This is a genomic window from Povalibacter uvarum (genome assembly GCF_014202975.1).
Lineage (GTDB): Bacteria > Pseudomonadota > Gammaproteobacteria > Steroidobacterales > Steroidobacteraceae > Steroidobacter > Steroidobacter uvarum.
In genome coordinates this window covers 94,420-115,785 of the sequence record NZ_JACHHZ010000006.1, presented here as the reverse complement: position 1 = coordinate 115,785, position 21,366 = coordinate 94,420, and the positions used below count along the sequence as shown (strand labels likewise).

General features: G+C 63.4%; 18 protein-coding genes. 12 read left to right on the top strand and 6 right to left on the bottom strand.

The window, feature by feature from the left end; translation table 11 throughout:
* Window positions 1–6: 6 nt before the first annotated feature.
* On the top strand, window positions 7–648 hold the full coding sequence (locus tag HNQ60_RS22875; protein ID WP_184335105.1) for an LON peptidase substrate-binding domain-containing protein: 642 nt from the start codon (window positions 7–9) through the stop codon (window positions 646–648).
* Here the strand turns inward: HNQ60_RS22875 and HNQ60_RS22870 are convergent, their stop codons facing one another.
* Window positions 649–1,548 carry a CPBP family intramembrane glutamic endopeptidase gene (locus HNQ60_RS22870; RefSeq protein ID WP_184335104.1) on the bottom strand — a complete coding sequence of 300 codons (900 nt, stop codon included), beginning with the start codon at window positions 1,546–1,548 and terminating at the stop codon, window positions 649–651.
* A gap of 207 nt (window positions 1,549–1,755) precedes the next feature.
* On the opposite strand from HNQ60_RS22870, the gene HNQ60_RS22865 reads away from it, so the two are divergent.
* Window positions 1,756–2,163 (top strand): hypothetical protein, encoded by a 408-nt coding sequence (locus HNQ60_RS22865; protein ID WP_184335103.1) that lies wholly within the window; start codon window positions 1,756–1,758, stop codon window positions 2,161–2,163.
* 37 nt (window positions 2,164–2,200) lie between these two features.
* On the opposite strand, the gene HNQ60_RS22860 is transcribed toward HNQ60_RS22865, so the two are convergent.
* Window positions 2,201–3,313: a glycosyltransferase family 9 protein gene (locus HNQ60_RS22860; RefSeq protein WP_184335102.1), complete on the bottom strand. Its 1,113-nt coding sequence runs from the start codon at window positions 3,311–3,313 to the stop codon at window positions 2,201–2,203.
* Between the two features lie 48 nt (window positions 3,314–3,361).
* On the opposite strand from HNQ60_RS22860, the gene HNQ60_RS22855 reads away from it, so the two are divergent.
* The gene (locus HNQ60_RS22855) at window positions 3,362–4,480 is read left to right on the top strand and encodes a glycosyltransferase (protein ID WP_184335101.1); all 1,119 of its coding nucleotides are present in this window, start codon (window positions 3,362–3,364) and stop codon (window positions 4,478–4,480) included.
* Here the strand turns inward: HNQ60_RS22855 and HNQ60_RS22850 are convergent.
* Window positions 4,459–6,408, bottom strand: a complete 1,950-nt coding sequence (locus tag HNQ60_RS22850; RefSeq protein WP_184335100.1) for a capsule assembly Wzi family protein — start codon at window positions 6,406–6,408, stop codon at window positions 4,459–4,461. The genes HNQ60_RS22855 and HNQ60_RS22850 overlap by 22 nt on opposite strands.
* Window positions 6,409–6,412: 4 nt before the next feature.
* On the bottom strand, window positions 6,413–7,681 hold the full coding sequence (hemL, locus tag HNQ60_RS22845) for a glutamate-1-semialdehyde 2,1-aminomutase (RefSeq protein WP_184335099.1): 1,269 nt from the start codon (window positions 7,679–7,681) through the stop codon (window positions 6,413–6,415).
* 203 nt (window positions 7,682–7,884) lie between these two features.
* Between hemL and HNQ60_RS22840 the strand changes: the two genes are divergently transcribed.
* Complete coding sequence (locus HNQ60_RS22840) at window positions 7,885–8,049, top strand: rubredoxin (protein ID WP_184335098.1); 165 nt, start codon at window positions 7,885–7,887, stop codon at window positions 8,047–8,049.
* Window positions 8,050–8,068: 19 nt separating this feature from the next.
* A complete protein-coding gene (crcB, locus tag HNQ60_RS22835) occupies window positions 8,069–8,446 on the top strand; it encodes a fluoride efflux transporter CrcB (protein WP_246433845.1) in 378 nt (125 codons plus the stop codon).
* On the opposite strand, the gene HNQ60_RS22830 is transcribed toward crcB, so the two are convergent.
* Together HNQ60_RS22830 and HNQ60_RS22825 are read right to left on the bottom strand one after the other, a co-directional pair.
* Window positions 8,433–9,311: a TraB/GumN family protein gene (locus tag HNQ60_RS22830; protein ID WP_184335096.1), complete on the bottom strand. Its 879-nt coding sequence runs from the start codon at window positions 9,309–9,311 to the stop codon at window positions 8,433–8,435. The two genes, crcB and HNQ60_RS22830, sit on opposite strands and share 14 nt — an antisense overlap.
* A 70-nt stretch (window positions 9,312–9,381) precedes the next feature.
* Window positions 9,382–10,155 carry a metallophosphoesterase gene (locus HNQ60_RS22825; RefSeq protein ID WP_184335095.1) on the bottom strand — a complete coding sequence of 258 codons (774 nt, stop codon included), beginning with the start codon at window positions 10,153–10,155 and terminating at the stop codon, window positions 9,382–9,384.
* Window positions 10,156–10,598: 443 nt separating this feature from the next.
* Between HNQ60_RS22825 and tkt the strand changes: the two genes are divergently transcribed.
* The 7 genes from tkt (at window position 10,599) to HNQ60_RS22790 (ending at window position 21,324) form a co-directional block, all read left to right on the top strand.
* On the top strand, window positions 10,599–12,602 hold the full coding sequence (tkt, locus tag HNQ60_RS22820; RefSeq protein ID WP_184335094.1) for a transketolase: 2,004 nt from the start codon (window positions 10,599–10,601) through the stop codon (window positions 12,600–12,602).
* 22 nt (window positions 12,603–12,624) lie between these two features.
* The gene (gene gap / locus HNQ60_RS22815; protein WP_184335093.1) at window positions 12,625–13,623 is read left to right on the top strand and encodes a type I glyceraldehyde-3-phosphate dehydrogenase; all 999 of its coding nucleotides are present in this window, start codon (window positions 12,625–12,627) and stop codon (window positions 13,621–13,623) included.
* Between the two features lie 146 nt (window positions 13,624–13,769).
* Window positions 13,770–14,945: a phosphoglycerate kinase gene (locus tag HNQ60_RS22810; RefSeq protein WP_184335092.1), complete on the top strand. Its 1,176-nt coding sequence runs from the start codon at window positions 13,770–13,772 to the stop codon at window positions 14,943–14,945.
* A gap of 146 nt (window positions 14,946–15,091) precedes the next feature.
* A complete protein-coding gene (gene pyk, locus HNQ60_RS22805; protein ID WP_184335091.1) occupies window positions 15,092–16,525 on the top strand; it encodes a pyruvate kinase in 1,434 nt (477 codons plus the stop codon).
* Between the two features lie 194 nt (window positions 16,526–16,719).
* On the top strand, window positions 16,720–19,092 hold the full coding sequence (locus HNQ60_RS22800; RefSeq protein ID WP_184335090.1) for a penicillin acylase family protein: 2,373 nt from the start codon (window positions 16,720–16,722) through the stop codon (window positions 19,090–19,092).
* A gap of 115 nt (window positions 19,093–19,207) precedes the next feature.
* Entirely contained in the window at window positions 19,208–20,062 is an 855-nt protein-coding gene (locus tag HNQ60_RS22795; protein WP_184335089.1) for an AAA family ATPase, read from the top strand.
* A gap of 86 nt (window positions 20,063–20,148) precedes the next feature.
* On the top strand, window positions 20,149–21,324 hold the full coding sequence (locus HNQ60_RS22790) for a vWA domain-containing protein (RefSeq protein ID WP_184335088.1): 1,176 nt from the start codon (window positions 20,149–20,151) through the stop codon (window positions 21,322–21,324).
* Window positions 21,325–21,366 lie beyond the last annotated feature (42 nt).

The window sequence follows — 21,366 nt, the reverse complement described above, 5'->3', positions numbered from 1 at the left end:
CCCACGATGGAGCCCGCAGCGGTCAACGAGCGAAAATCCACGGCTCTCCCGCGCACGATTCCACTGTTTCCGCTGAACGCGGTCCTGTTTCCCGAAGGGCCACTCAAGCTGCGCATCTTCGAAGCGCGCTACGTGGACATGATCGGCCGCTGCATGCGCGAAGGCACCACGTTCGGTGTCGCAATGATTCTGGAAGGGGTCGAAGCAGGCGGCGAGGCGAGCACGGTCCGCATCGGCACATCCGCGCGCATCGTGGATTTCGAGCGGCTGCAGGATGGGCTGCTTGGGATCACCGCGCTCGGCGAAGATACCTTTCGCATCGAGTCGATGAGTCGCCAGTCCGATGGACTCAACATCGCGCATGTTCAATGGCTGCCGCGCGAAACCACGACGGCAGTGCCAGAAGACAGCGCATACCTCGTGCGGTTGTTGCAGCACGCGTTGCCGCAGCTGGCGCCGGTCTACGACTTCACTCCGATCCGCTACGAGGATGCGACATGGGTGGGCTCGCGACTGGTTGAAATCCTGCCGCTGCCGCTCGAAGAGAAGCAGTTGTGCCTCGAATTGCAGGATCCGCTCAAGCGCCTCGAGCACCTGCGCATGCGGGTGAAAGTCGAGGCGATCGAGCAGGAAGAAGATCTGCAGTAGTCAGCGCACTGCCGCGGCCGATACGGAAGGAGTGCCGCGACTCACGACGAAATGGATGAGGGCGAGCACGCCCATCCACATCACCGTTCCCCAGCCGATGACTTCATCGTACGAGCCCACGAGCCATCGCGCTTCGCTGGCCGCATTGAATTCCGTGATCGCGCCGTAGAAATACAGTGCGCCGACCCACGCTGCGTGCATCCCGATGCACGCAGCAATGTTGCCCGTGCGCTGACGCACCAGCGCGAGCAGGACACCGACGGCGAACAGGGCTGCGAAAGAGTCGAGAATGGCGGCGGGGTCCTTGTACGCGATGAACATCCTGTCCAGCACCGCGAAGCCGCTGAGCCAGTCGATCTGATCCGCGGGCACGTGCAACCGTCCGCCGAGGAAGTGCACCGACGCGTAGAGGAGGCTCGGCAGGAGAATCGCGGGCGCGCTGCCCGATTCGCGTTCGATGGCCGTGTAGAGCGCGCCCCGGAAGAACGTTTCCTCGATGAGCCCGACGACGAGCCCGGTCGCCAGTCCCTTCACGATCGCGGAGGCCGCAATCCAGAGGGTCATCTCCACACGATCGTCGGTTACTCGCACGCCCATCATCTGCAGCGCGATCAGCGGCGGCAGGATGATGAGTCCGCCCACCAGCACACCGACGCCGATCTGTCTCCAGAAGGCGGCTTTGGGCAGGCCGAAGCCCGTCGAGTGTTTGTCCGCGACCCGCCAGCGCCGAAACAGCCAGAACAGGCTGACGAGCGCGCACAGCATCGCCACGCGGTGCAGGACACGGTGAATCGGCTGATCGTCGATGAGTCCGACCAGCAACCAGAAAGGGTAGGCGAGCACTGCGGCGGTCAGCAGGCACGCCGCGAACAGCAGCAGGATGGAGGCGAACGATCGCATCGTTAAAGAGGACCTCCGAGTCGATTCATTGACGCCACTGGGACATCACCGGCAGCGGATCGTGCGCTTCTGATCGCGTTTCTGGCGGAAGCGACCAGATATCGCACAACCAGCGCGAAGCTCGTGTGGTCTGATGGTGGCTGCGGAGCGGCGTCTGGACGCTCATGCACAACAGGGATCGTAATTTTCACTACGGATGGTATCGAGATGGACGAAACGAAAGCGTTCTCTATCGTGTCGGCGCTGGCCAATGGCGTCAATCCACTTACGGGTGAGGTGTTTCCCGCGGACAGCCCGTATCAGACGGCGGACGTGGTGCGTGCATTGTTTCTGGTCCTATGGATTCTCGAGCGACGCCCTAAGCCGAGGTCGCGCGCATCGACAGCCGACAATGCAGGCAAGCCCTGGAGCAGCGACGAAGACCAGCGTCTGCTGACGCAGTTCGACGAGGGCATGTCCATCGCGGATCTGGCCCGCGGCCATTTGCGCACAGTGGCGGGAATTCAGGCGCGACTCGAAAAGCACGGGCGCGTCACACCCGCGATGAACGCCTCCGCACGTCGCTTCGCGGACAGCAACGGGCGATCGCGGACCGCCGATGCGCCGGCGGGATGACCGAACGCGATGGAACGGCAGATTCTGCCGACGCCGGTCAGTGCGCGGCGACGCCCACGGCGGGCGACGGGCGTGCTCGTTTCTCGAGTGCGTCCCACGCCGCCGTGACCTCGCCTGCACCAATGCCGAGCATGCTGGCCTGGCCGTCGACGGTACCGGTGAGGCATTCGGCCTGTGCGCCGGCGGCGCCCCACGGCCGATAGAGTTCGGGATCGGCCTGACCGAAGAGGACCACCTGCGGACAACCCACCGCCGCTGCCGCGTGCGCAGGGCCGGAATCGACGGTGACGAGGCTGGAGGCCGATTCCATCAGCGCCAGCAATCGCGGAATCGGCAGGTCGAGCGCAGCGTTGTGCACGTTCTTCGTTGCGCTCAGGCGGATGATGTCGTCGTTCAGTTCACTTTCGCCCGGCGTGCCGAGCAGCAAGATGCTGCTCTCCGGCGATCGGTGCCTGATATGCCGCACGACTTCGGCCCAACGTTCTTCGGGCCAGTACTTCGTGTTGGTTGCCCGGTCGCGTCGGCCGCTGCGCATCGTGCGCTTGTTGCCGGCCTGGACCAGATGCAGTGTCGTGTTTCCAAGGCCGCGCGATTCGAGCCAGGTGGAAAGATCCGATCGCCATGCGGGAAGGACGTCGATCACCGCGGCCTGGACAGCTACCGGCGATGTGCCATCACCGATCATCCCATCGCGGGACATCGATGGAGCGACGCTCAGTCCGGGCGGCGTCATGTTCGCGAAGCGCGACCATCGTATGACGAAGTGCTCACGCGCACCGAATGCGAGGTCGCGAACATCGAGCACCCAGTCCTTCGGCACGCCTCCCTTTTGCAGTACATCGAAGGCGGCTCCGTTGCCGTCGCAGAACCATGCGGGTGCCGGTCCGTTGCGGCGCAGCTCGCGCGCGATGCGCTGTTTCGGAAAGTTGAGCCAGTAGGGGGTGTTGCGGCTCTCGAGCAAATGGATGCGGCCGACGCCGGGCTGTCCCTGCAGCAGGGGAATCGTCCAGGGACCCGAGGACACCAGATCGACGGGCTGCTGGAAGCGTTCGGCCAGCCGGCGGATGAGAGGAGTCAGCAGCACCATGTCGCCAAAGGCGCCGCATCTCACGACCAGCGGACGCATCGAACCGGGCGGTTGTTCATTCATGGAGGTATAGTCGGGGCTGCTTCAAGGGTGTGAAGTGTCGCCGTCAGCATGACTCGATTGCGTATTCTGCACGTCATCCTGTCTGAAGGGTTCAAGGGATCGGAGCGATCTGCCGCGGAGTATTGCAACTATCTTGCAGCGGCCGGACATGAAGTCGCTGTCGCTGTTCCCGGCTGGCCCACCTTGCGCCAGTTTCTCAAACGCGGCGGAGCGCAGGGATCGATCCGTGATCATCTCGATTCCCGCGTCACCGTGTTCCGGATCCGTCGTCAATGGTTTGCCCTGCGAGCGCTGCGACGCGTGATTGCCGAGTATGCACCGGACATCGCACATGCACATCTGACGCGCGCGACGAAGCTCGTCGCGCGATTGAAGGGAACGGTCGTCACGACAGGCACGCTCCACATGCATTGCTTCGACGACGCCTATCTGGGGCTCGATGCAATTTTATGCGTCGCGCGATGGCAGCAACGACTGATTCCTGCAAGCTACCGCGGCGACGTCTTCTACACGCCGAACATCGTCCGGCCGAATCGCAAGCTGTGTGGCGAAGAATGCGCGGGCCTGCGGCGCGAGCTCGGGATCGCGGAGAACGATTTCGTCATCGGCGGAGTCGGGCAGCTCATCGAGCGCAAGGGATGGGATGTCCTCATCCGCGCTTTCGCGAAGGCGAATCTTCCGGATGCGAAGGTGCTGATCCTCGGAGACGGCAGGCAGAAGGATGAGCTCGTTGCCCTCGGCGGTGATCGCGTGATCCTGCCGGGCTTTCGCAGCAACGCGAAGGACTACTTCCAGATCATGAATCTGTTCGTGTGTCCCTCGCGCGAAGAAGCATTCGGTCTGGTGCTGGCGGAGGCGCTCGACAGTGCCCTCCCGGTGGTCGCTTCGCGAACGGAAGGGTGCTGCGAGATCCTGAGCAACTTCCCGGGCCAGCTATACCCGGTCGACGACGCTGATGCGCTCGCTGCCTTGCTAACGCGACACTATAGTCAGCGCACGCCGCGACAGCAGGTCGATCTGGGTGAGTTCCTGCCCGAGAATGCGGGTGCGACGCTGGTTCGTGCGTACGAAGCGATCCTGGCCAGCGCGCAGCGTAACGGTGTCGTCGATGGGTCGGCGGGCGGCCGATCTTCTCTCGATCTCTCTCACCAGCGCCGGCTGACGTAGAGCGTCAGCAGCGACGCGTCATAGAAAGCGTCGTTACGCGAACCGTCGTTCGGCGGATCGTCCGGCAACAGGTTGTCGCGCGCGATCTTGTCGGCGAAGCGGTATTCGAGGCCGATGTCGTACTTCGGGAAAGCATCGCGCCATTGCACGCCGGCGCCCGTGTAAATGCCGTAAGCGGGCGTCGCGAGATCGTAGCGGGCAGCACCCGCGAACAGCGACAGCGCAATCTTCTTGTTCAGGCGAAAGCGATAGTCGATGGCGCGCACGCCGAGCAGCATCGAGCCGTCGAGGTCGTCGATATCCAGTCGCACGCCGATGTCGTTGCGATTCGAAATCGGGCGGCGCACGCCGACGGCGATGTGCCCGCCCGTCGTGCTGGTCTCGGTGCGGGGAATCGATGCAGCCAGGTCGGTTCTGAGTTCACCCGTGTGCACGCCGGCGTCGACGAAGTATTCGCCGATCTTCGCACTGGACTGCGTCGTCAGGCCTCGCGGCGTGCGCTCGATTCCGCCGGGCGGGTACGTCACGAAGGCGGCGAACCGCTGATAATCCTCGCCGAAGACGTCGCGGCCCGCCTGGATCTCGGCGCCGAAGTTCAGCATCTTCCAGTCGCGCGAGTACCGCAGCGAGAGATCGTGCATGCGCGTGTAGTCGTAGCCGGAGTAGCTCTCGTTCGCCAGCGTGCGGTAACGCGCTTCGAAGAAGCCACCGAACGAGGGCGTCCACGTCAGTTTCAGCATATGGCTCTGCGCGCCGACCCCGTCGCCGGTGACGCGGTTCGCTGCGCCCCAGTGACCGATGACGCGGCCTTCATTGGTCAGGCCATCCTGATAGATGTGATGGACGTACCAGGCGTTCTGCCACTCCGAGACTTCGTAAGTGAGTCCGATGTCCGGCAGGATCCTCGGCAGATCGACGCCGACAGAAAGCGAGGAGTTGCCGAGGAGCAGGTCGCGCGACCGTGATGTGTCCTCGCCGCCGTATTCCATGTAGAACGCGAGGGGCACCTTTCCCGGGAACAGGAAGCGAGAAGTGATCGACGCGGCCTGGTTACCGAACTCCGCGCCTTCGGTTTCGCTGAGGTTGTCGGCGCTCGAAGGCCGGAAGAAGGCGTCGAGCACATCGCTGATGGAGTTGCCGCCGCGTTCGCCTCCGCCGAACTGCATGATGCGATTCGCACTGAGCGACCAGCCCGCGAACGGTTCGATGCCGAGCTGCATGCCGAAGATCGCCGGATTGCCGCTGGTGTAGCCGTCCTCGAACACGATCCGGTCGGACTCGGACATCTCGGCGAGGAAGAATTCGTAGTTGATCCCGAGCGGCGTCATCGGTGTGTAATTCGAAATCGAGATCGACGGCATCGTCTCCGCCTCGGTGCTGATCAGCATCGCGGAGTCCGTCAGCGGCGACATCCATCGGTCGCGGTAACCGACGTCGAGCTGCGCGTATTCGAATCCCGCGCTCAGGTAAGAACCTGCCGGCGATGTCGTGTCCGGATGCGCCACGCCGCCGAGGGACAGCAGGAAGTAGTCGCTCGGCTGGTAGTAGGCCTGGGCCGATGCGGCCCACTCGTCATCCGTCGTCATGCCGCGCCGATTCGCGACGGGCGCGACGGTATCGGATGTCGCTGCCGCTTCCGCGTGAGCGTGCGTCAGGCCAGCCTTCTGCATGTAGCGGTTGAGATAGCTGCGAACGGAATCGCACAGAGGCCGGTCGACCTTGCAGGCCTCGGGCAAGGCATCGAGCACGTTTGCCGCGGCGATCGGCCGCCGCATGACGGGTTTGCCGGCCAGGATCAGGACTTCCTCGATCTGTCGCTCGACTTCCGGTGCCAGGTTGAGCGGCAGGTAGGGCGTTACGCCTCGCCCGTGAGCGACCTGAGCGAGTCCGAGGAGCGTCAGGGCGCAGGCAATCGACTTGATGTGCATCCGGTCAGATTCTCGAGAACGCGGCGCGAGCGGCTTTCACGGTGGACTCGATGAGGTTCGCGTCGTGCGCCGACGAGACGAACCCTGCTTCGTACGCCGATGGGGCGAGATAGACGCCTTCGTCGAGCATCGCATGGAAGAAGCGGTTGAATCGTTCGACGTTGCAGGCCATGACTTCCCGGAAGTAGCGGACGGGGGCCTTGTCCGTGAAGAACAGGCCGAACATGCCGCAGACATGATTCGTGCTGAACGGAACGTTCGCCGTGCGGGCGGCGAGCGAGAGGCCCTCGATCAGCTGGTTCGTTCGTTCCGCCAGCGCCGCATGGAATGACGGCGCGCTGATTGCCTCCAGCGTGGCGAGGCCCGCTGCCATGGCGACAGGATTCCCGGAAAGTGTGCCCGCCTGGTAGACGGGGCCGAGAGGCGCGATCTGCTGCATGATCTCGCGCTTGCCGCCGAACGCACCGACGGGCATGCCGCCGCCGATGATCTTCCCGAGCGTCGTGAGATCGGGCTTGATGCCGTAGAGCTGCTGGGCGCCGCCGAGCGCGACGCGAAAGCCGGTCATTACTTCATCGAAGATCAACACCGAGTCGTGGCGGTCGCAGAGCGCCCGCAGTGCTTCGAGGAACCCAGGCACCGGCGGCACGCAGTTCATGTTGCCGGCAATCGGTTCGACGATGACGCATGCGATCTCGCGGCCCATGTCGGTGAAGGTCTGCTGGACCTGGGCGATGTCGTTGTAAGCCAGCGTGATCGTATGAGCCGCCAGTTCGGGCGGCACACCAGGAGAAGTGGGGACGCCGAGCGTCAGCGCGCCGGAGCCGGCCTTCACGAGCAACGAATCCGAATGACCGTGATAGCAGCCTTCGAATTTCACGATCTTGCTGCGGCCCGTGAATCCGCGTGCGAGTCGGATCGCGCTCATCGTGGCCTCGGTGCCCGAGCTCACCATCCGGACCAGCTCGATCGATGGCATGAGCTCGCAGACCTTCTGGGCCAGCCGGGTTTCGATCTGTGTCGGCGCGCCGAAGGACAATCCCAGCGCCGCCCGTTCCTGCACGACCCTGATCACGTCCGGATGCGCATGACCCAGGATCATCGGACCCCAGGAGCCCACATAGTCGATGTACTGCCGTCCGTCCGCGGCAAAGATGTGCGCACCGCTGGCTCGCTCGATGAACAGCGGTTCGCCGCCGACGGAGCGGAAAGCGCGCACGGGCGAGTTCACGCCGCCGGGGATGTAGCGGGAGGCATCGGTGAAGAGAGACAAGGTCGGAAACTCCGCGGGTGACAAAGACCGTGACAGGGGCGCAAGTGTAGGGGCAGAAGGCGGCGGAAGCACCCCGCCGGGCGGCCGGATCCGGGTCCCGAGCCGCGACGACCTCGAGCTGTAGCGACCTGACGACAGCGCGACGCAACTCCCTCTATAATCGCCGCCCTCGAAATCTCACAACTTCCCGTGCGTGACTGTTGATGAAAGCCTACATGTGCGTGATCTGCGGCTATATCTACGAGGAGGAGAAGGGCGACCCCATCTCCGGTCTCGCCCCCGGCACGCGCTGGGAGGATGTGCCGCTGTCATGGCGGTGTCCGGATTGCGGCGCCGGCAAGGAAGATTTCGAGATGGTGGAAGTCTGAGCGGCGGATAGTGAAGACGCTGACGACCTACACCGTAATAGCGCTCGGCAGCGCCGTCGGCGGGGTCGGGCGGCACTGGCTCGGCATGCTGGTCGCCCAGCGAATGGGAACGTCGTTTCCCTGGGGCACGCTCTTCGTCAACGTCACCGGCTCGTTCCTGATCGGCCTCGTCGCCGCCATGACGGACACGCGGCCTGATTCACAGCCCGCGCGCGAATTCCTCATGGTCGGGATACTGGGCGGCTACACCACGTTTTCCGCATTCAGCCTGCAGACGTTCGCGCTGGTGCGCGACGGCAAGATCCTGTTCGCTGGAGCGAACGTCGCGCTGTCGGTCGCGCTTTGCCTGCTCGCGGTCTGGGCGGGCTATGCGATCGGAAAGCTCAATGCTGCGTGATCTTGTGCCCTTTGCGTTCCAGCAGATCGATCACGCTGTCCTTGCCCACCAGGTGCAGAGCCCCGACTACGACCAGGTAGTCGTCTGAGTCATCGAGCAGCGCTTCGATATTCGGGATCCAGCGCCGATTGCGATCGACGGTAAGCGGGCGATAAAGGTCCGGGTATTTGTCGAAGCCTTCCGACAGCAACTTGTCGAGCGTGCTCGTATCGCCGATGCGCCACGCCGCGATCAGCTCATCGATCTCCTTCGATGCGCGTTCGACGTCTTCGACGCTGTACATCAGGAACTCACGCTGCTGATCCTCCGGCAGTCCGGCAAGCATGCCGAGCTGCTGCTCCATGGTTTCGAGTCCGGTGATCTCCTTGCGGTCCACCGCGGCGCGTGCAGTGAGCCGCTGCTCGACGCCTGATTGCGGATCGAGTCCCTGCTTCATGAGCTGCAGCTGCACGAGCGTCATCGCGGCCAGCCACGGGCGGAAACGATTGAGCAATGCGGGATCCACGCCGATGGCGCGCGCCTGCGTTGCGACCTGTGCATAGGCCTTCGCACCGAGTTCCGACTCGAGCGTCCTGCCTTCTGGAAGCATGCCGAGCTGCAGCGTGATCTGCTGCGCCTCGAGCGGATCGAGATCATCCATGTCGATCTCCATCACGAGCTTCTCCGCGTCGCGATACGCAGTGTCGATGGCGCCGGGGAGCTGGTCGGTCGGCTTCAGGAAGTGAACCGATCCCAGCAGATAGACCGTGTTCGATTTTCCCTTGAGCGACCAGAGCGCATGCCTTTCACCGCCGGGTGCCGCAACCGCCGCGGACGTAGTCGCCAACAGGGCGGCAAGGGCAAGCGTACGGAAGAAAAAGGGCATGGCGGGCCATCGCTTCGGAAGTTGCCCGCAGTATCTGCCGGCTGGCGCGATCCCGCCAGCATCGGGACGATCAGGCGACGACGCGCTGCGCGTACCGTTCGAGCCAGATCACTTCCGTGGCGATCGAGCCGTCCGGCATCAGCTCGAGGAGGCGATAGCCCGGTGGGCGATCGTCGATGGCGAAGTCGTCGCTGTTCGGAAGGAACTGCGCACACGTGGCGGGTGAGGCCATGAACCGGACGCCCGCGACGAAGCTGTCGAGCGACTGATGCACATGTCCCCAGAGCACGCCGCGCACGTTGGAGTGGGTGCGGACGATGTTCAGGAATTCCTCTGCATCCTGCAGTCCGACCTGATCGAGCCATTCGCTGCGCATGCGGATGGGATGATGATGCAGGCAGACGAGCACATGATGATTGCGATGCGTGCGCAGCACGTCGCGCAAATGAGCGAGCTGTGCTTCACCGATGCGGCCGCTCGCGTCGTGTTCGATCCACGTGTCGAGCATCACGACGAGCCACCGGCCGAACTCCATTTCGCCGCCGACCTGGAAGGGGCCGGTGTTCAGCTCGGCGCGCATCTCGTGCGGCACATCGTGATTGCCCGCGAGGCAGAGCACGGGCACGGTCGATCCGCCGAAGACCTGCCGGATCAGGCGATAACCGGACGGATCGTCCTGCACCAGGTCGCCCGTCAACAGGACACCGTCGGGCTGATGACAGCGGTGACGCGCATCGGCAATGGCCGCCTGGAGGGCGGGCAGGCTCGCAACGCCACGCAGCGTCGCTGCCGCATCACCGGTCAGATGCGTATCGGTGAAATGAATGAAGCGAAAGGATTTCATCAGATTCGGTTACGTCCGGTCCGACATAATCATCACAAGCGTCATGTTCCGGAGTCAGGGTCCCAGGGCATGGTCGATGACTCCCTCGATTCATGACATCGTAACAATGCCTACGTGGCTGAAAGGGTGACCAAGGTCTTATCAGCCGGGGCGCCGTCGAACCAGTGCCCGATTCTTTGCAGTGCGTCTCACTGGCGGCGACTCCACGAACTGCAAGCCGGCACGCCCGCCCGCTGATGCTTTGCTGGACCGCGGATCGAAGCGCGAAGTTCCGCCTCCCGGCTCGCGCACGCGGCTGTATCTCAGCCTGCTCCTACGCGTCGACGCCCCGAAAGTTCCCGCGAATTGTGTCGACGGCGTCCCACTTCCATTGCCGCTGACGCCCCCTTGGTCCAGAATGCGCGGCTGTTGAAAGCCGGGTCGAAAAGGGGTTCCGAAGGTCCATGACGTCGCATCGCAGGCAGCTTGCCAATGCCATCCGTGCCCTCGCGATGGATGCGGTTCAGAAAGCGAATTCCGGCCACCCGGGCATGCCGATGGGCATGGCCGACATCGCCGAAGTCCTCTGGAACGACCACCTCAAGCACAACCCCGGCAATCCGCTGTGGGCGGACCGCGACCGGTTCGTGGTCTCGAACGGCCACGGCTCGATGCTGTTGTACGCGCTCCTGCACCTGACCGGCTATCCGCTCACGATGGACGACATCAAGTCGTTCCGGCAGCTCGGCTCCCACACCGCCGGACATCCCGAGCACGACACGCACCTGGGCATCGAGACGACGACCGGCCCGCTCGGTCAAGGACTTGCGAACGCCGTCGGCATGGCGCTCGCCGAGAAGATGCTCGCCGCCAAATTCAACCGTCCGGGGCATGAGATCGTCGATCACCACACGTGGGTCTTCCTCGGCGACGGCTGCCTCATGGAAGGCGTCTCCCACGAGGCCTGTTCGCTCGCCGGCACGCTGAAGCTCGGCAAGCTGATCGCCTTCTACGACGACAACGGCATTTCGATCGACGGCGAAGTCCACGGCTGGTTCACCGACGACACACCGAAGCGCTTCGAGGCCTACGGCTGGCACGTGGTGCCGAATGTCGACGGTCACGACCCGCAGGCGATCGAGACCGCGATCCGTGCCGCGAAGTCGGTCAAGGACCGCCCCAGCATGATCTGCTGCAAGACCATCATCGGCTTCGGATCGCCCAACAAGCAGGGCACCGAGGCGACGCATGGCGCGGCGCTCGGCGCTGACGAAGTGGCAGCGACCCGCAAGCACATTGGCTGGACCTCGGATGCCTTCGTCATTCCCGAAGACATCCGCGCCGGTTGGGATGCCCGCAACCGCGGCACGAAAGCGGAAGGCACCTGGAACGACAAGTTCAAAGCCTATTCAGGCCAGTTCCCGGACCTCGCAGCCGAGTTCACCCGGCGAATGAAGGGCGATCTTCCCGCGAACTGGTCGGACGTCGCGCGCAACTACATCGCGCAGGTTGCTCAGCAGGCTTCCGGCAGCCTCGCGACTCGCCAGTCGTCGCAGCAGACGCTCAACGCCTACGGCCCGGCAGTGCCCGAGCTCTTCGGCGGCTCGGCGGACCTGACGGGTTCGAACAACACGAACCGCAAGGATTCGAAGGCGATTACCGGTGCGGATGCATCGGGCAACTACCTGCATTACGGCGTTCGCGAATTCGGCATGGCCGCGATCATGAACGGCGTCGCGCTGCACGGAGGTGAGATCCCGTACGGCGGCACGTTCCTCGTGTTCTCCGACTACGCTCGCAACGGCATGCGCATGTCGGCGCTCATGAAGCAGCGCGTCATCTACGTGATGACGCATGACTCGATCGGTCTCGGCGAGGACGGCCCGACGCATCAGCCGGTCGAGCACGTGCCGAGCCTGCGCATCATTCCGAACATGACGGTCTGGCGCCCCTGCGACACGCTGGAAACGGCGGTGGCATGGGCTGACGCCATCGAGCGCCGCAACGGTCCCACGACACTCGCGCTCACGCGGCAGGCGCTGCCAGCCCAGGCTCGCACTCCGGCGCAGATCGAAGCAGTGCGTCGCGGCGGTTACATCCTGAAGGATTGCGAAGGCACGCCCGAAGCGATCCTGATCGCCACCGGGTCGGAAGTCGGACTCGCCATGGATGCGGCTCAGGCACTGCAGCAGAAGGGCCGGCGCGTACGCGTGGTCTCGATGCCGAGCACGAACGTGTTCGATGCGCAGGATGCGGCTTACCGTGAACAAGTGCTGCCGCGTGCTGTCGATAAGCGGGTGGCCATCGAAGCGGCCGCGCCCGAAACGTGGTGGCGCTACGTCGGGCCCAGCGGCGCGATCGTCGCGATGCACAGCTTCGGCGCCTCGGGCGTCGGCAAGGATTTGTTCAAGCATTTCGGGTTCACGACGGACAACATCGTCGCGACCGTGGAACAGGTTCTGAAATGAATCTTTCGTAAGAGGAACGAGCATGCCCATCAAAGTTGGAATCAACGGGTTCGGTCGTATCGGGCGCATGGTGTTTCGCGCGGCCACGCAGAATTTTCCGGACATCGAGATCGTAGGCATCAATGACCTGCTCGAGCCGGACTACCTCGCCTACATGCTGAAATACGATTCGGTGCACGGTCAGTTCAAGGGCACGATCGCGGTCGACGGCAACACCCTCGTGGTGAACGGCAAGAAGATCCGTCTCACCGCGGTCAAGGATCCAGCGGAGCTGAAGTGGAACGAAGTCGGCGCCGATATCGTCGTCGAGTCGACGGGCCTGTTCCTCACGAAGGAAACCGCGCAGAAGCACATCAATGCCGGCGCGAAGAAAGTGATCATGTCGGCGCCGTCGAAGGACGACACGCCGATGTTCGTGTTCGGCGTGAACGACAAGACCTACGCCGGCCAGGCGATCATCTCCAACGCTTCGTGCACGACGAACTGCCTCGCGCCGATCGCCAAGGTGCTGAACGACAGCTTCGGCATCAAGCGCGGACTGATGACGACTGTGCACGCCACGACGGCGACGCAGAAGACTGTCGACGGTCCTTCGAACAAGGACTGGCGCGGCGGCCGCGGCATCCTGGAGAACATCATCCCGTCGTCGACCGGCGCGGCGAAAGCCGTCGGCGTGGTGATCCCCGAGCTGAACAAGAAGCTCACCGGCATGTCGTTCCGCGTTCCGACGTCCGATGTGTCCGTGGTGGACCTGACGGTGGAGCTGAAGCAGGACACGACCTACGAGCAGATCTGCGCAGCCATGAAGGCCGCGTCCGAAGGCGCGATGAAGGGCGTGCTCGGCTACACCGAGGAGAAGGTGGTCTCCACCGATTTCCGCGGCGACGCACGGACGTCCGTCTTCGATGCCGAGGCCGGCATCGCGCTCGACGGCACCTTCGTGAAGATCGTGTCGTGGTACGACAACGAGTGGGGCTACTCGAGCAAAGTGCTGGAGATGGCGCGCGTCATCTCGAAGTGAGATCGGCCGACTGGCTGGCTGGCGCTGCTCCTGTCCGGAGTGGGCTGGCTGGCCAGAGACCGAACGATTCCTTCTTTGTCCATCATCTGGCTAGCGAGCTAGCCAGCTAGCCAGCCAGCCAGCTGCTGGCTGCCTCCGGAGCCTCCATGCCCATCCTGCGAATGACTGAGCTCGATCTGCGCGGCAAGCGCGTGCTGATCCGCGAGGATCTCAACGTGCCCGTACAGGGTGGCGTCGTGACCAGCGACGCGCGTATCCGTGCTTCCCTGCCGACGATCCAGGCGGCGAAAGCAGCAGGTGCGCGGGTGATGCTCATGTCGCACCTCGGTCGCCCGGAAGAGGGCGTCTACGACGAGGAGTTCTCGCTGGCGCCGGTCGCGAAGCGGCTGTCCGAGCTGCTCGGCTTCAAGGTCCGGTTCGAGAAGAACTGGCTCGAGGGCGTGACGTGCGAACCGGGCGAAGTCGTGCTGCTCGAGAACGTCCGGTTCAACAAGGGCGAGAAGAAGGACAAGGAAGACCTGTCGCGCAAGATGGCCGACCTGTGCGATGTGTACGTCATGGATGCGTTCGGCACAGCGCACCGTGCGGAGGCGAGCACGCACGGCGTCGCGAAGTACGCGAAGGTGGCCTGCGCCGGACCGCTGCTGATGAACGAACTCGTCGCGCTGGAAACGGCGCTCGAGAAGCCGAAGCGCCCGCTGATGGCGATCGTCGCGGGATCGAAGGTGTCGACGAAGCTCACGGTGCTCGAAAGCCTGCTGACGAAGGTCGACAAGCTCATCGTCGGCGGCGGCATCGCGAATACCTTCCTCGCGGCGGCCGGACACAACATCGGCAAGTCGCTCGTCGAGATGGAAATGCTCGACATCGCCAAGGGCCTGCTCAAGCGCTCGGCCGAGCTCAAGGTCGAGATTCCGCTGCCGACGGATGTCGTCGTCGCGAAAGAGTTCTCCGCGAATGCGGAAGCGGACGTGAAGAAGGTCGCCAACGTGGCCGCCGACGAGATGATCCTCGACATCGGTCCGGATACGGCGGAGCAGTTCGGCCGCCTGTGCGCGAATGCCGGCACGATCGTCTGGAACGGACCGGTCGGCGTTTTCGAGTTCGATCAGTTCGGCGAAGGCACCAAGACGCTGGCTCACGCAGTGGCCCGCAGTTCCGCGTTCTCGATTGCCGGCGGTGGCGACACGCTCGCGGCGATCGAGAAATACCGCGTCGAAGACGACATTTCCTATATCTCGACCGGCGGCGGTGCCTTCCTCGAATTCCTCGAAGGCAAGAAGCTCCCGGCGGTCGCTGTGCTTGAAGAACGCGGCCAGTAGAGCTCTCAACGACGATGGCGAATCTGCCCGCCATCGTCGTCACTTATCGGACGATCGGTCGCAAGGCACTTACTTCCGCTGAGCAGACGGGATTAGACTGGCTGATGTTTCTCTGACCCATCCGCCATCCGCCAGTCACTTCTCCAATGCTCCGCCGCACAAAAATCCTGACGACCCTGGGTCCGGCCACGGACAATCCCAAAGTGCTCACCGACCTCATCGTCGCGGGCGCCGATGTCGTGCGTGTGAACTTCTCCCACGGCGAACCCCAGGCGCACGCAAAGCGTGTGCAGATGGTGCGCGAGGTGGCGGAGCAGGTCGGCAAGCAGGTCGCCGTGCTCGGCGACCTCCAGGGACCGAAGATCCGGATCGAGCGCTTTGCCAATGGCCCGGTGCAACTGGTCGACGGCGCGCCCTTCACGCTCGACGTCTCGCTCGACGCAAAGGCCGGAACGGCAACGAGCGTGGGCGTCGCGTACAAGAGCCTGCCCCGCGATGTGAGCGCAGGAGATGTGCTGCTCCTCAATGACGGGCAGATCGTCCTCGAAGTGACAGCGGTGGACGGCTCGCGGATCGCAACCCAGGTCGTGGTCGGCGGCGAGCTCTCCGACAACAAGGGCATCAACAAGCAGGGCGGCGGACTTTCCGCCGGCGCGCTGACGGACAAGGACCGGATCGACATCAAGCTCGCTGCCGAGCTGGGCGTCGACTATCTCGCCGTGTCCTTCGCGCGCGATGGTTCGGATATGGAAGAGGCCCGTCGATTGCTGCGGGCGGAGAACGGCCACGGCCAGCTGGTGGCGAAGATCGAGCGCAGCGAAGCGATCGTGAACCTGGATCGCATCATCCAGGCAAGCGATGCAGTCATGGTGGCGCGCGGCGATCTCGGCGTGGAAGTGGGTTACGCCGAACTGACGGGCTTGCAGAAGCACATCATCTCAGCGACGCGAAAACGCAACCGTGTCGTCATCACCGCGACCCAGATGATGGAGTCGATGATTCACAACCCCATCCCGACCCGCGCCGAAGTGTCGGACGTCGCGAATGCCGTGATGGACGGGACGGACGCCGTGATGCTTTCCGGTGAAAGCGCAGTCGGCAAGTATCCGGTGAAAGCGGTGCAGGCGATGGCCCAGGTCATTCTCGGCGCCGAGAAGTACGAGTCTTCCCACACGCCGATTCGCCATCGCAGCGATGGCGGCCAGTTCGAGAAGACCGACGAAGCGATCGCGATGGCCGTGATGTACACGGCGAATCATCTCAAGGTGAAAGCCATCGTCGCCCTGACGGAATCGGGCTCGACACCACTGTGGATGTCCCGCATCCGCGCCGACATTCCGATCTACGCCTTCACGCGCCATGAGGCCACGCGTCGTCGCGTGATGCTCTACCGCGGTGTCTACCCGGTGAACTTCGACATCCTCCACACTGACGCGCAGCAGGTTTACAACGATATTTTCCGTCTCATGCTCGACAAGAAAATGGTCGAAGCCGGCGACCGGATCATCCTGACAAAGGGCGAACTGTCAGGGGTGTCGGGGAAGACGAACTCGATGAAGATCCTGGAAGTGAGGGTGTAGGCTGTCGTCATTCCCGCGAAAGCGGAAATCCATGCCCTTGAACAAGATGGATCCCCGCTTTCGCGGGGATGACAGCCTCTTTTCGCGGCTATGACAGCGCGTAAGGACGGCTCCAGGATCATCTTCTTCCGGCTGGCGCCCCAGGGAGGGGCCCTCGATAATCGCCCGGCCGAATAACTACAAGAGGGGCCCGGATGCGTTTGCTTGGCCGGATCGCTATTGCCGTCGTCGCATTGATCGTCATCGTGATCGCGACCGGCTATCTCATGTTTCGCGGCAGCCTGCCGCAGCTCGACGGCGACGTCGCCGGTATCGGCGTCTCCGCGACCATTGAGCGTGACAAATCCGGTACGCCGACGATCAAGGCGGCTTCGCGACGCGAGCTGGCTTTCGCGACGGGGTATGCCCACGGGCAGGATCGCTTCTTCCAGATGGACCTGATGCGGCGGGCGGCCGCCGGCGAGCTCTCTGCTCTGCTCGGTGCGGCAACGATCGATTCGGACAAGCGCTTGCGCATTCATGCGTTCCGCAAAGTCGCACAGCAAGTCGTTGCCGGGATGCCGGATTCGGATCGCAGTCTCCTTGAGGCCTATGTCGACGGTGTGAATGCGGCGCTCGGTGGAGCGAGAGCGAGGCCGTGGGAATACTTCGTCCTGCGCACGAAACCACAGCCATGGCTCGCTGAGGATTCAGTTCTCACCGCGTTCTCGATGTATCTGAGCCTGAACGATTCGTCGGGCGCTGATGAGCTCGCGCGATCGCAGCTCCACGAGATTCTGCCGCCCGCGATGTTCGCGTTCCTGCATCCGCTCGGTACGGAATGGGATGCGCCGATCACGGGGGGTACGTGGCGCGTTCCAGCGATCCCGGGGCCCGATGTGATGGACCTGCGCCAGGGCGAAGCTCGTGTAGCCGCACTGTCAGCTCCAGTCTCCAACACGCCGTGGGAAGAACGTCTGGTCGTCGGCAGCAATAGCTGGGCGGTCGATGCCGGTCATGCGGTCGCCGATGCGGCTTTGCTTGCGAATGACATGCACCTTGGCCTGCGCCTGCCGCACGTCTGGTATCACGCGAGACTGGTCGTGACGGGCGGCGCCGAAACACCTCGTGACCTCGTTGGTGTGACGCTTCCCGGACTGCCTGTCATGGTGGTCGGCAGCAATGGCCGCGTCGCATGGGGCTTCACCAACAGCTATGGCGACTGGACCGATCTCGTCGTCGTCGAATTGGATCCGGCGAACGAAGGGCGGTATTTCGTTGGTGATACGACCGAAGCCATCGAGACGCACAGCGAAACGCTCGAGGTTCGCGGCGCAGATCCGATCGCACTGGAAGTGAAGACCACACGATGGGGTCCGATCGTGAATCACGATTCGCAAGGGCGACCGCTGGCGCTCGCGTGGACTGCGCATCATTCACGCGCAACGAACGTTCGCATGCTCGACTTCGAAACCGTGACGAATGTGCAGGAAGCGCTCACCGCTGCGAATCGTTCGGGCACGCCGGTGCAGAATTTTCTCGCGGTCGATCAGCAGGGCCACATCGGCTGGTCGCTCATGGGGCAGGTGCCGATCCGTGCGAACTACGACTCGACGCTGCCGACCTCCTGGCGCACGCCGGGAACAGGATGGACGGGCTGGCGCACCGCCGATGAATATCCGCGGGTGATCGATCCTGCCGCCGGTCGCTTGTGGACGGCGAACACTCGCACCATCGATGTCGAGACGTGGCTCGCCTTCATGGGCGATGGCGGCTATGACCTCGGTGCGCGAGCTGCGCAGATTCGCGATGGTCTTCTCGGTCTCACGCAGGCGACGCCACAGCAGCTCGCCGAATTGCAGATCGATGATCGCGCGCTATTCCTGGTCCGATGGCGCGATCTCTTGCTGGACCTGCTGAACGAACCAGCGCTGGCCAACCAGCCGGCACGCGCGAAGGCGAGAGAGCTGGTCGAGCATTGGAAAGCGCGCGCGTCTGCTGAGGATGCCGGTTATCCGATCGTGCGCGCATTCCGACTTCAGGTGCGCAACGAGGTATTCGACGCATTGATCGCTCAGGCGCGCTCGAAGCACCCTGAAACCACCTTCGCACCGTCGGCGCAGTTCGAGGGTGCGCTGTGGCAGATCGTGACCCAGCGACCTCAGCACCTGCTCGATCCCCGCTATTCGGGCTGGGAGGATGCGTTGCTTGCCGCGTTCGACCGTTCGCTGGTGAAGCTCGCGGAAGAGTGCGCGGAGCCGTGTACCTGGGGGCGCCAGAACACGTTGCACATGCGCCATCCGCTGTCCGGCGCATTGCCGTTTGCCGCGCGCTGGCTCGATATGCCGACCGACCCGATGTCCGGAGATTCCGCGATGCCTCGCGCCCAGGGCCCGGCCTTCGGTGCGTCGCAGCGTCTCGTCGTGTCTCCGGGAAAAGAAGCGGAAGGCCTGTTCCAGATGCCGGGCGGACCGGTGGACCATCCTCTGTCGCCGTTCTACGGTGCGGGCCACGAGGCCTGGGTGCGTGGAGAACCACGACCCTTGCTGCCGGGAAAAACCGAGCACACGCTGCGACTCACGCCGTAACTGTCAACTGGTGAACCGGCGAGCTGGCAAATCCGGGTCAGGCCGGAGAAGATCTGCTCTTCTCTGGCCAGTCAGCCAGCTGGCCAGCAGCCAGTAGCCTTCTTTCGGAGTTCCAATGTCTTCACGCTTTGCCGGAACCGACAGCTACGTCGCGACCGAAGATCTGATGATGGCCGTCAACGCGGCGGTGACGCTCGGGCGTCCGCTGCTGGTGAAGGGCGAGCCTGGCACTGGCAAAACGCAGCTCGCCGAAGAAGTGGCGCGTTCGCTGAACCGTCCTCTCTACCGCTGGCACATCAAGTCGACCACGAAAGCTCAGCAGGGTCTCTACGAGTACGACGCGGTTTCGCGCCTGCGCGATTCGCAGCTCGGCGAAGCGAAGGTGCATGACATCGGCAACTACATCGTCAAGGGACGCATGTGGGAAGCGTTCGAGAGCGACGTGCAGCCGGTGCTGCTGGTCGACGAGATCGACAAGGCGGACATCGAGTTTCCGAACGATCTGCTGCACGAGCTCGATCGGATGGAGTTCTACGTGTACGAAACGCGTCAGTGGATCAAGGCGCGTCATCGTCCGATCATCATCATCACGAGCAACAACGAGAAGGAACTGCCGGACGCTTTCCTGCGCCGCTGCTTCTTCCACTACATCCGTTTCCCCGACGCCGCCACGATGGAGCAGATCGTCCAGGTTCACTACCCGACGCTCAAGAAGGATCTGCTCGCCGAAGCGATGAACGCATTCTTCAAGCTGCGCGAAACCCCGGGACTGAAGAAGAAGCCGTCGACCTCCGAACTGCTCGACTGGATCAAGCTGCTCGTCGCCGAAGACATTCCGCCGGAAGCGCTGCGCACCGACGACCCCAAGAAGTCGATCCCCCCGCTTTACGGCGCACTGCTCAAGAACGAGCAGGACGTGCACCTGTTCGAACAGCTCGTCTTCCTCCACCGCCGCCAGGGCCGGCAATGAGCTGAAGGGGATGGCGGATAGCGGAGGTGACTGGTCCGATCCAGCCCTTCTTCTCGCCAACCGCCAACCGCCAACCGCTTCTCCCAATGCTGATCCCCTTCTTCTTCAAACTCCGCGAAGCCGGCGTCCCGGTCTCGATCACGGAGTTCCTCACGCTGCTCGAGGCGCTCGAGGCGCGGCTCGCGAATGCGAGCGCCGAGGATTTCTACTATCTGTCGCGTGCCTGCATGGTGAAGGACGAGCGGCATTTCGATCGCTTCGACCGCGCGTTCGCGGCGCACTTCAAGGGTGTCGAAGAGCTGTTCGATTCGATGATGGGACAGATTCCGGAAGAGTGGCTGCGCCGCATGGCGGAGAAGACGCTTTCCGAAGAAGAGAAAGCGAAGATCGAAGCGCTCGGCGGATGGGACAAGCTGATCGAGACGCTCAAGAAACGGCTCGAAGAGCAGAAGGAACGCCACCAGGGCGGCAACAAGTGGATCGGCACCGCGGGCACGTCGCCGTTCGGTGCTTACGGTTACAACCCCGAAGGCATTCGTATCGGGCAGGATGAATCGCGCAATCGTCGCGCGGTGAAAGTCTGGGACAAGCGCGAGTTCCAGAACCTGGCGGACAACGTCGAGCTCGGCACGCGCAACATCAAAGTGGCGCTGCGCAAGCTCCGCAAGTTCGCCCGTGAAGGCGTCGCGGATCATCTCGATCTCGACGACACGATCAGCTCAACGGCGCGCAATGCCGGTCTGCTCGACCTGAAGTTCGTTCCCGAGCGTCACAACGCCATCAAGATCCTGCTGTTCCTGGATGTCGGCGGTTCCATGGACGATCACGTGCGCGTCTGCGAGGAACTGTTCTCGGCGGCGCGCACCGAGTTCAAGCACATGGAGTATTTCTACTTCCACAACTTCGTCTACGAGTCGGTGTGGAAGGACAACCGCCGCCGTCATCGCGAAAAGATCTCGACGATGGAAGTGATGCGCACCTACGGCCACGACTACAAGCTGATTTTCGTCGGCGACGCGACGATGAGCCCCTACGAGATCGTGCAGCCCGGCGGCAGCGTCGAGCATTGGAACGAAGAGCCGGGCGCCCTCTGGATGCAACGGCTGACTCACACCTGGCCGCATCACGTCTGGCTCAATCCTGAACCGCAGCAGCGCTGGGAATACACCCCGTCAGTGCAACTCACCCGCGAACTGATCGAAGACCGGATGTTCCCGCTGACGCTGGCGGGGCTGGATCAGGCGATCAAGGCACTGCACTAAAACCGGCGGCGAGCGACGAGCTGCGAGCGGGTAGCCAGACAA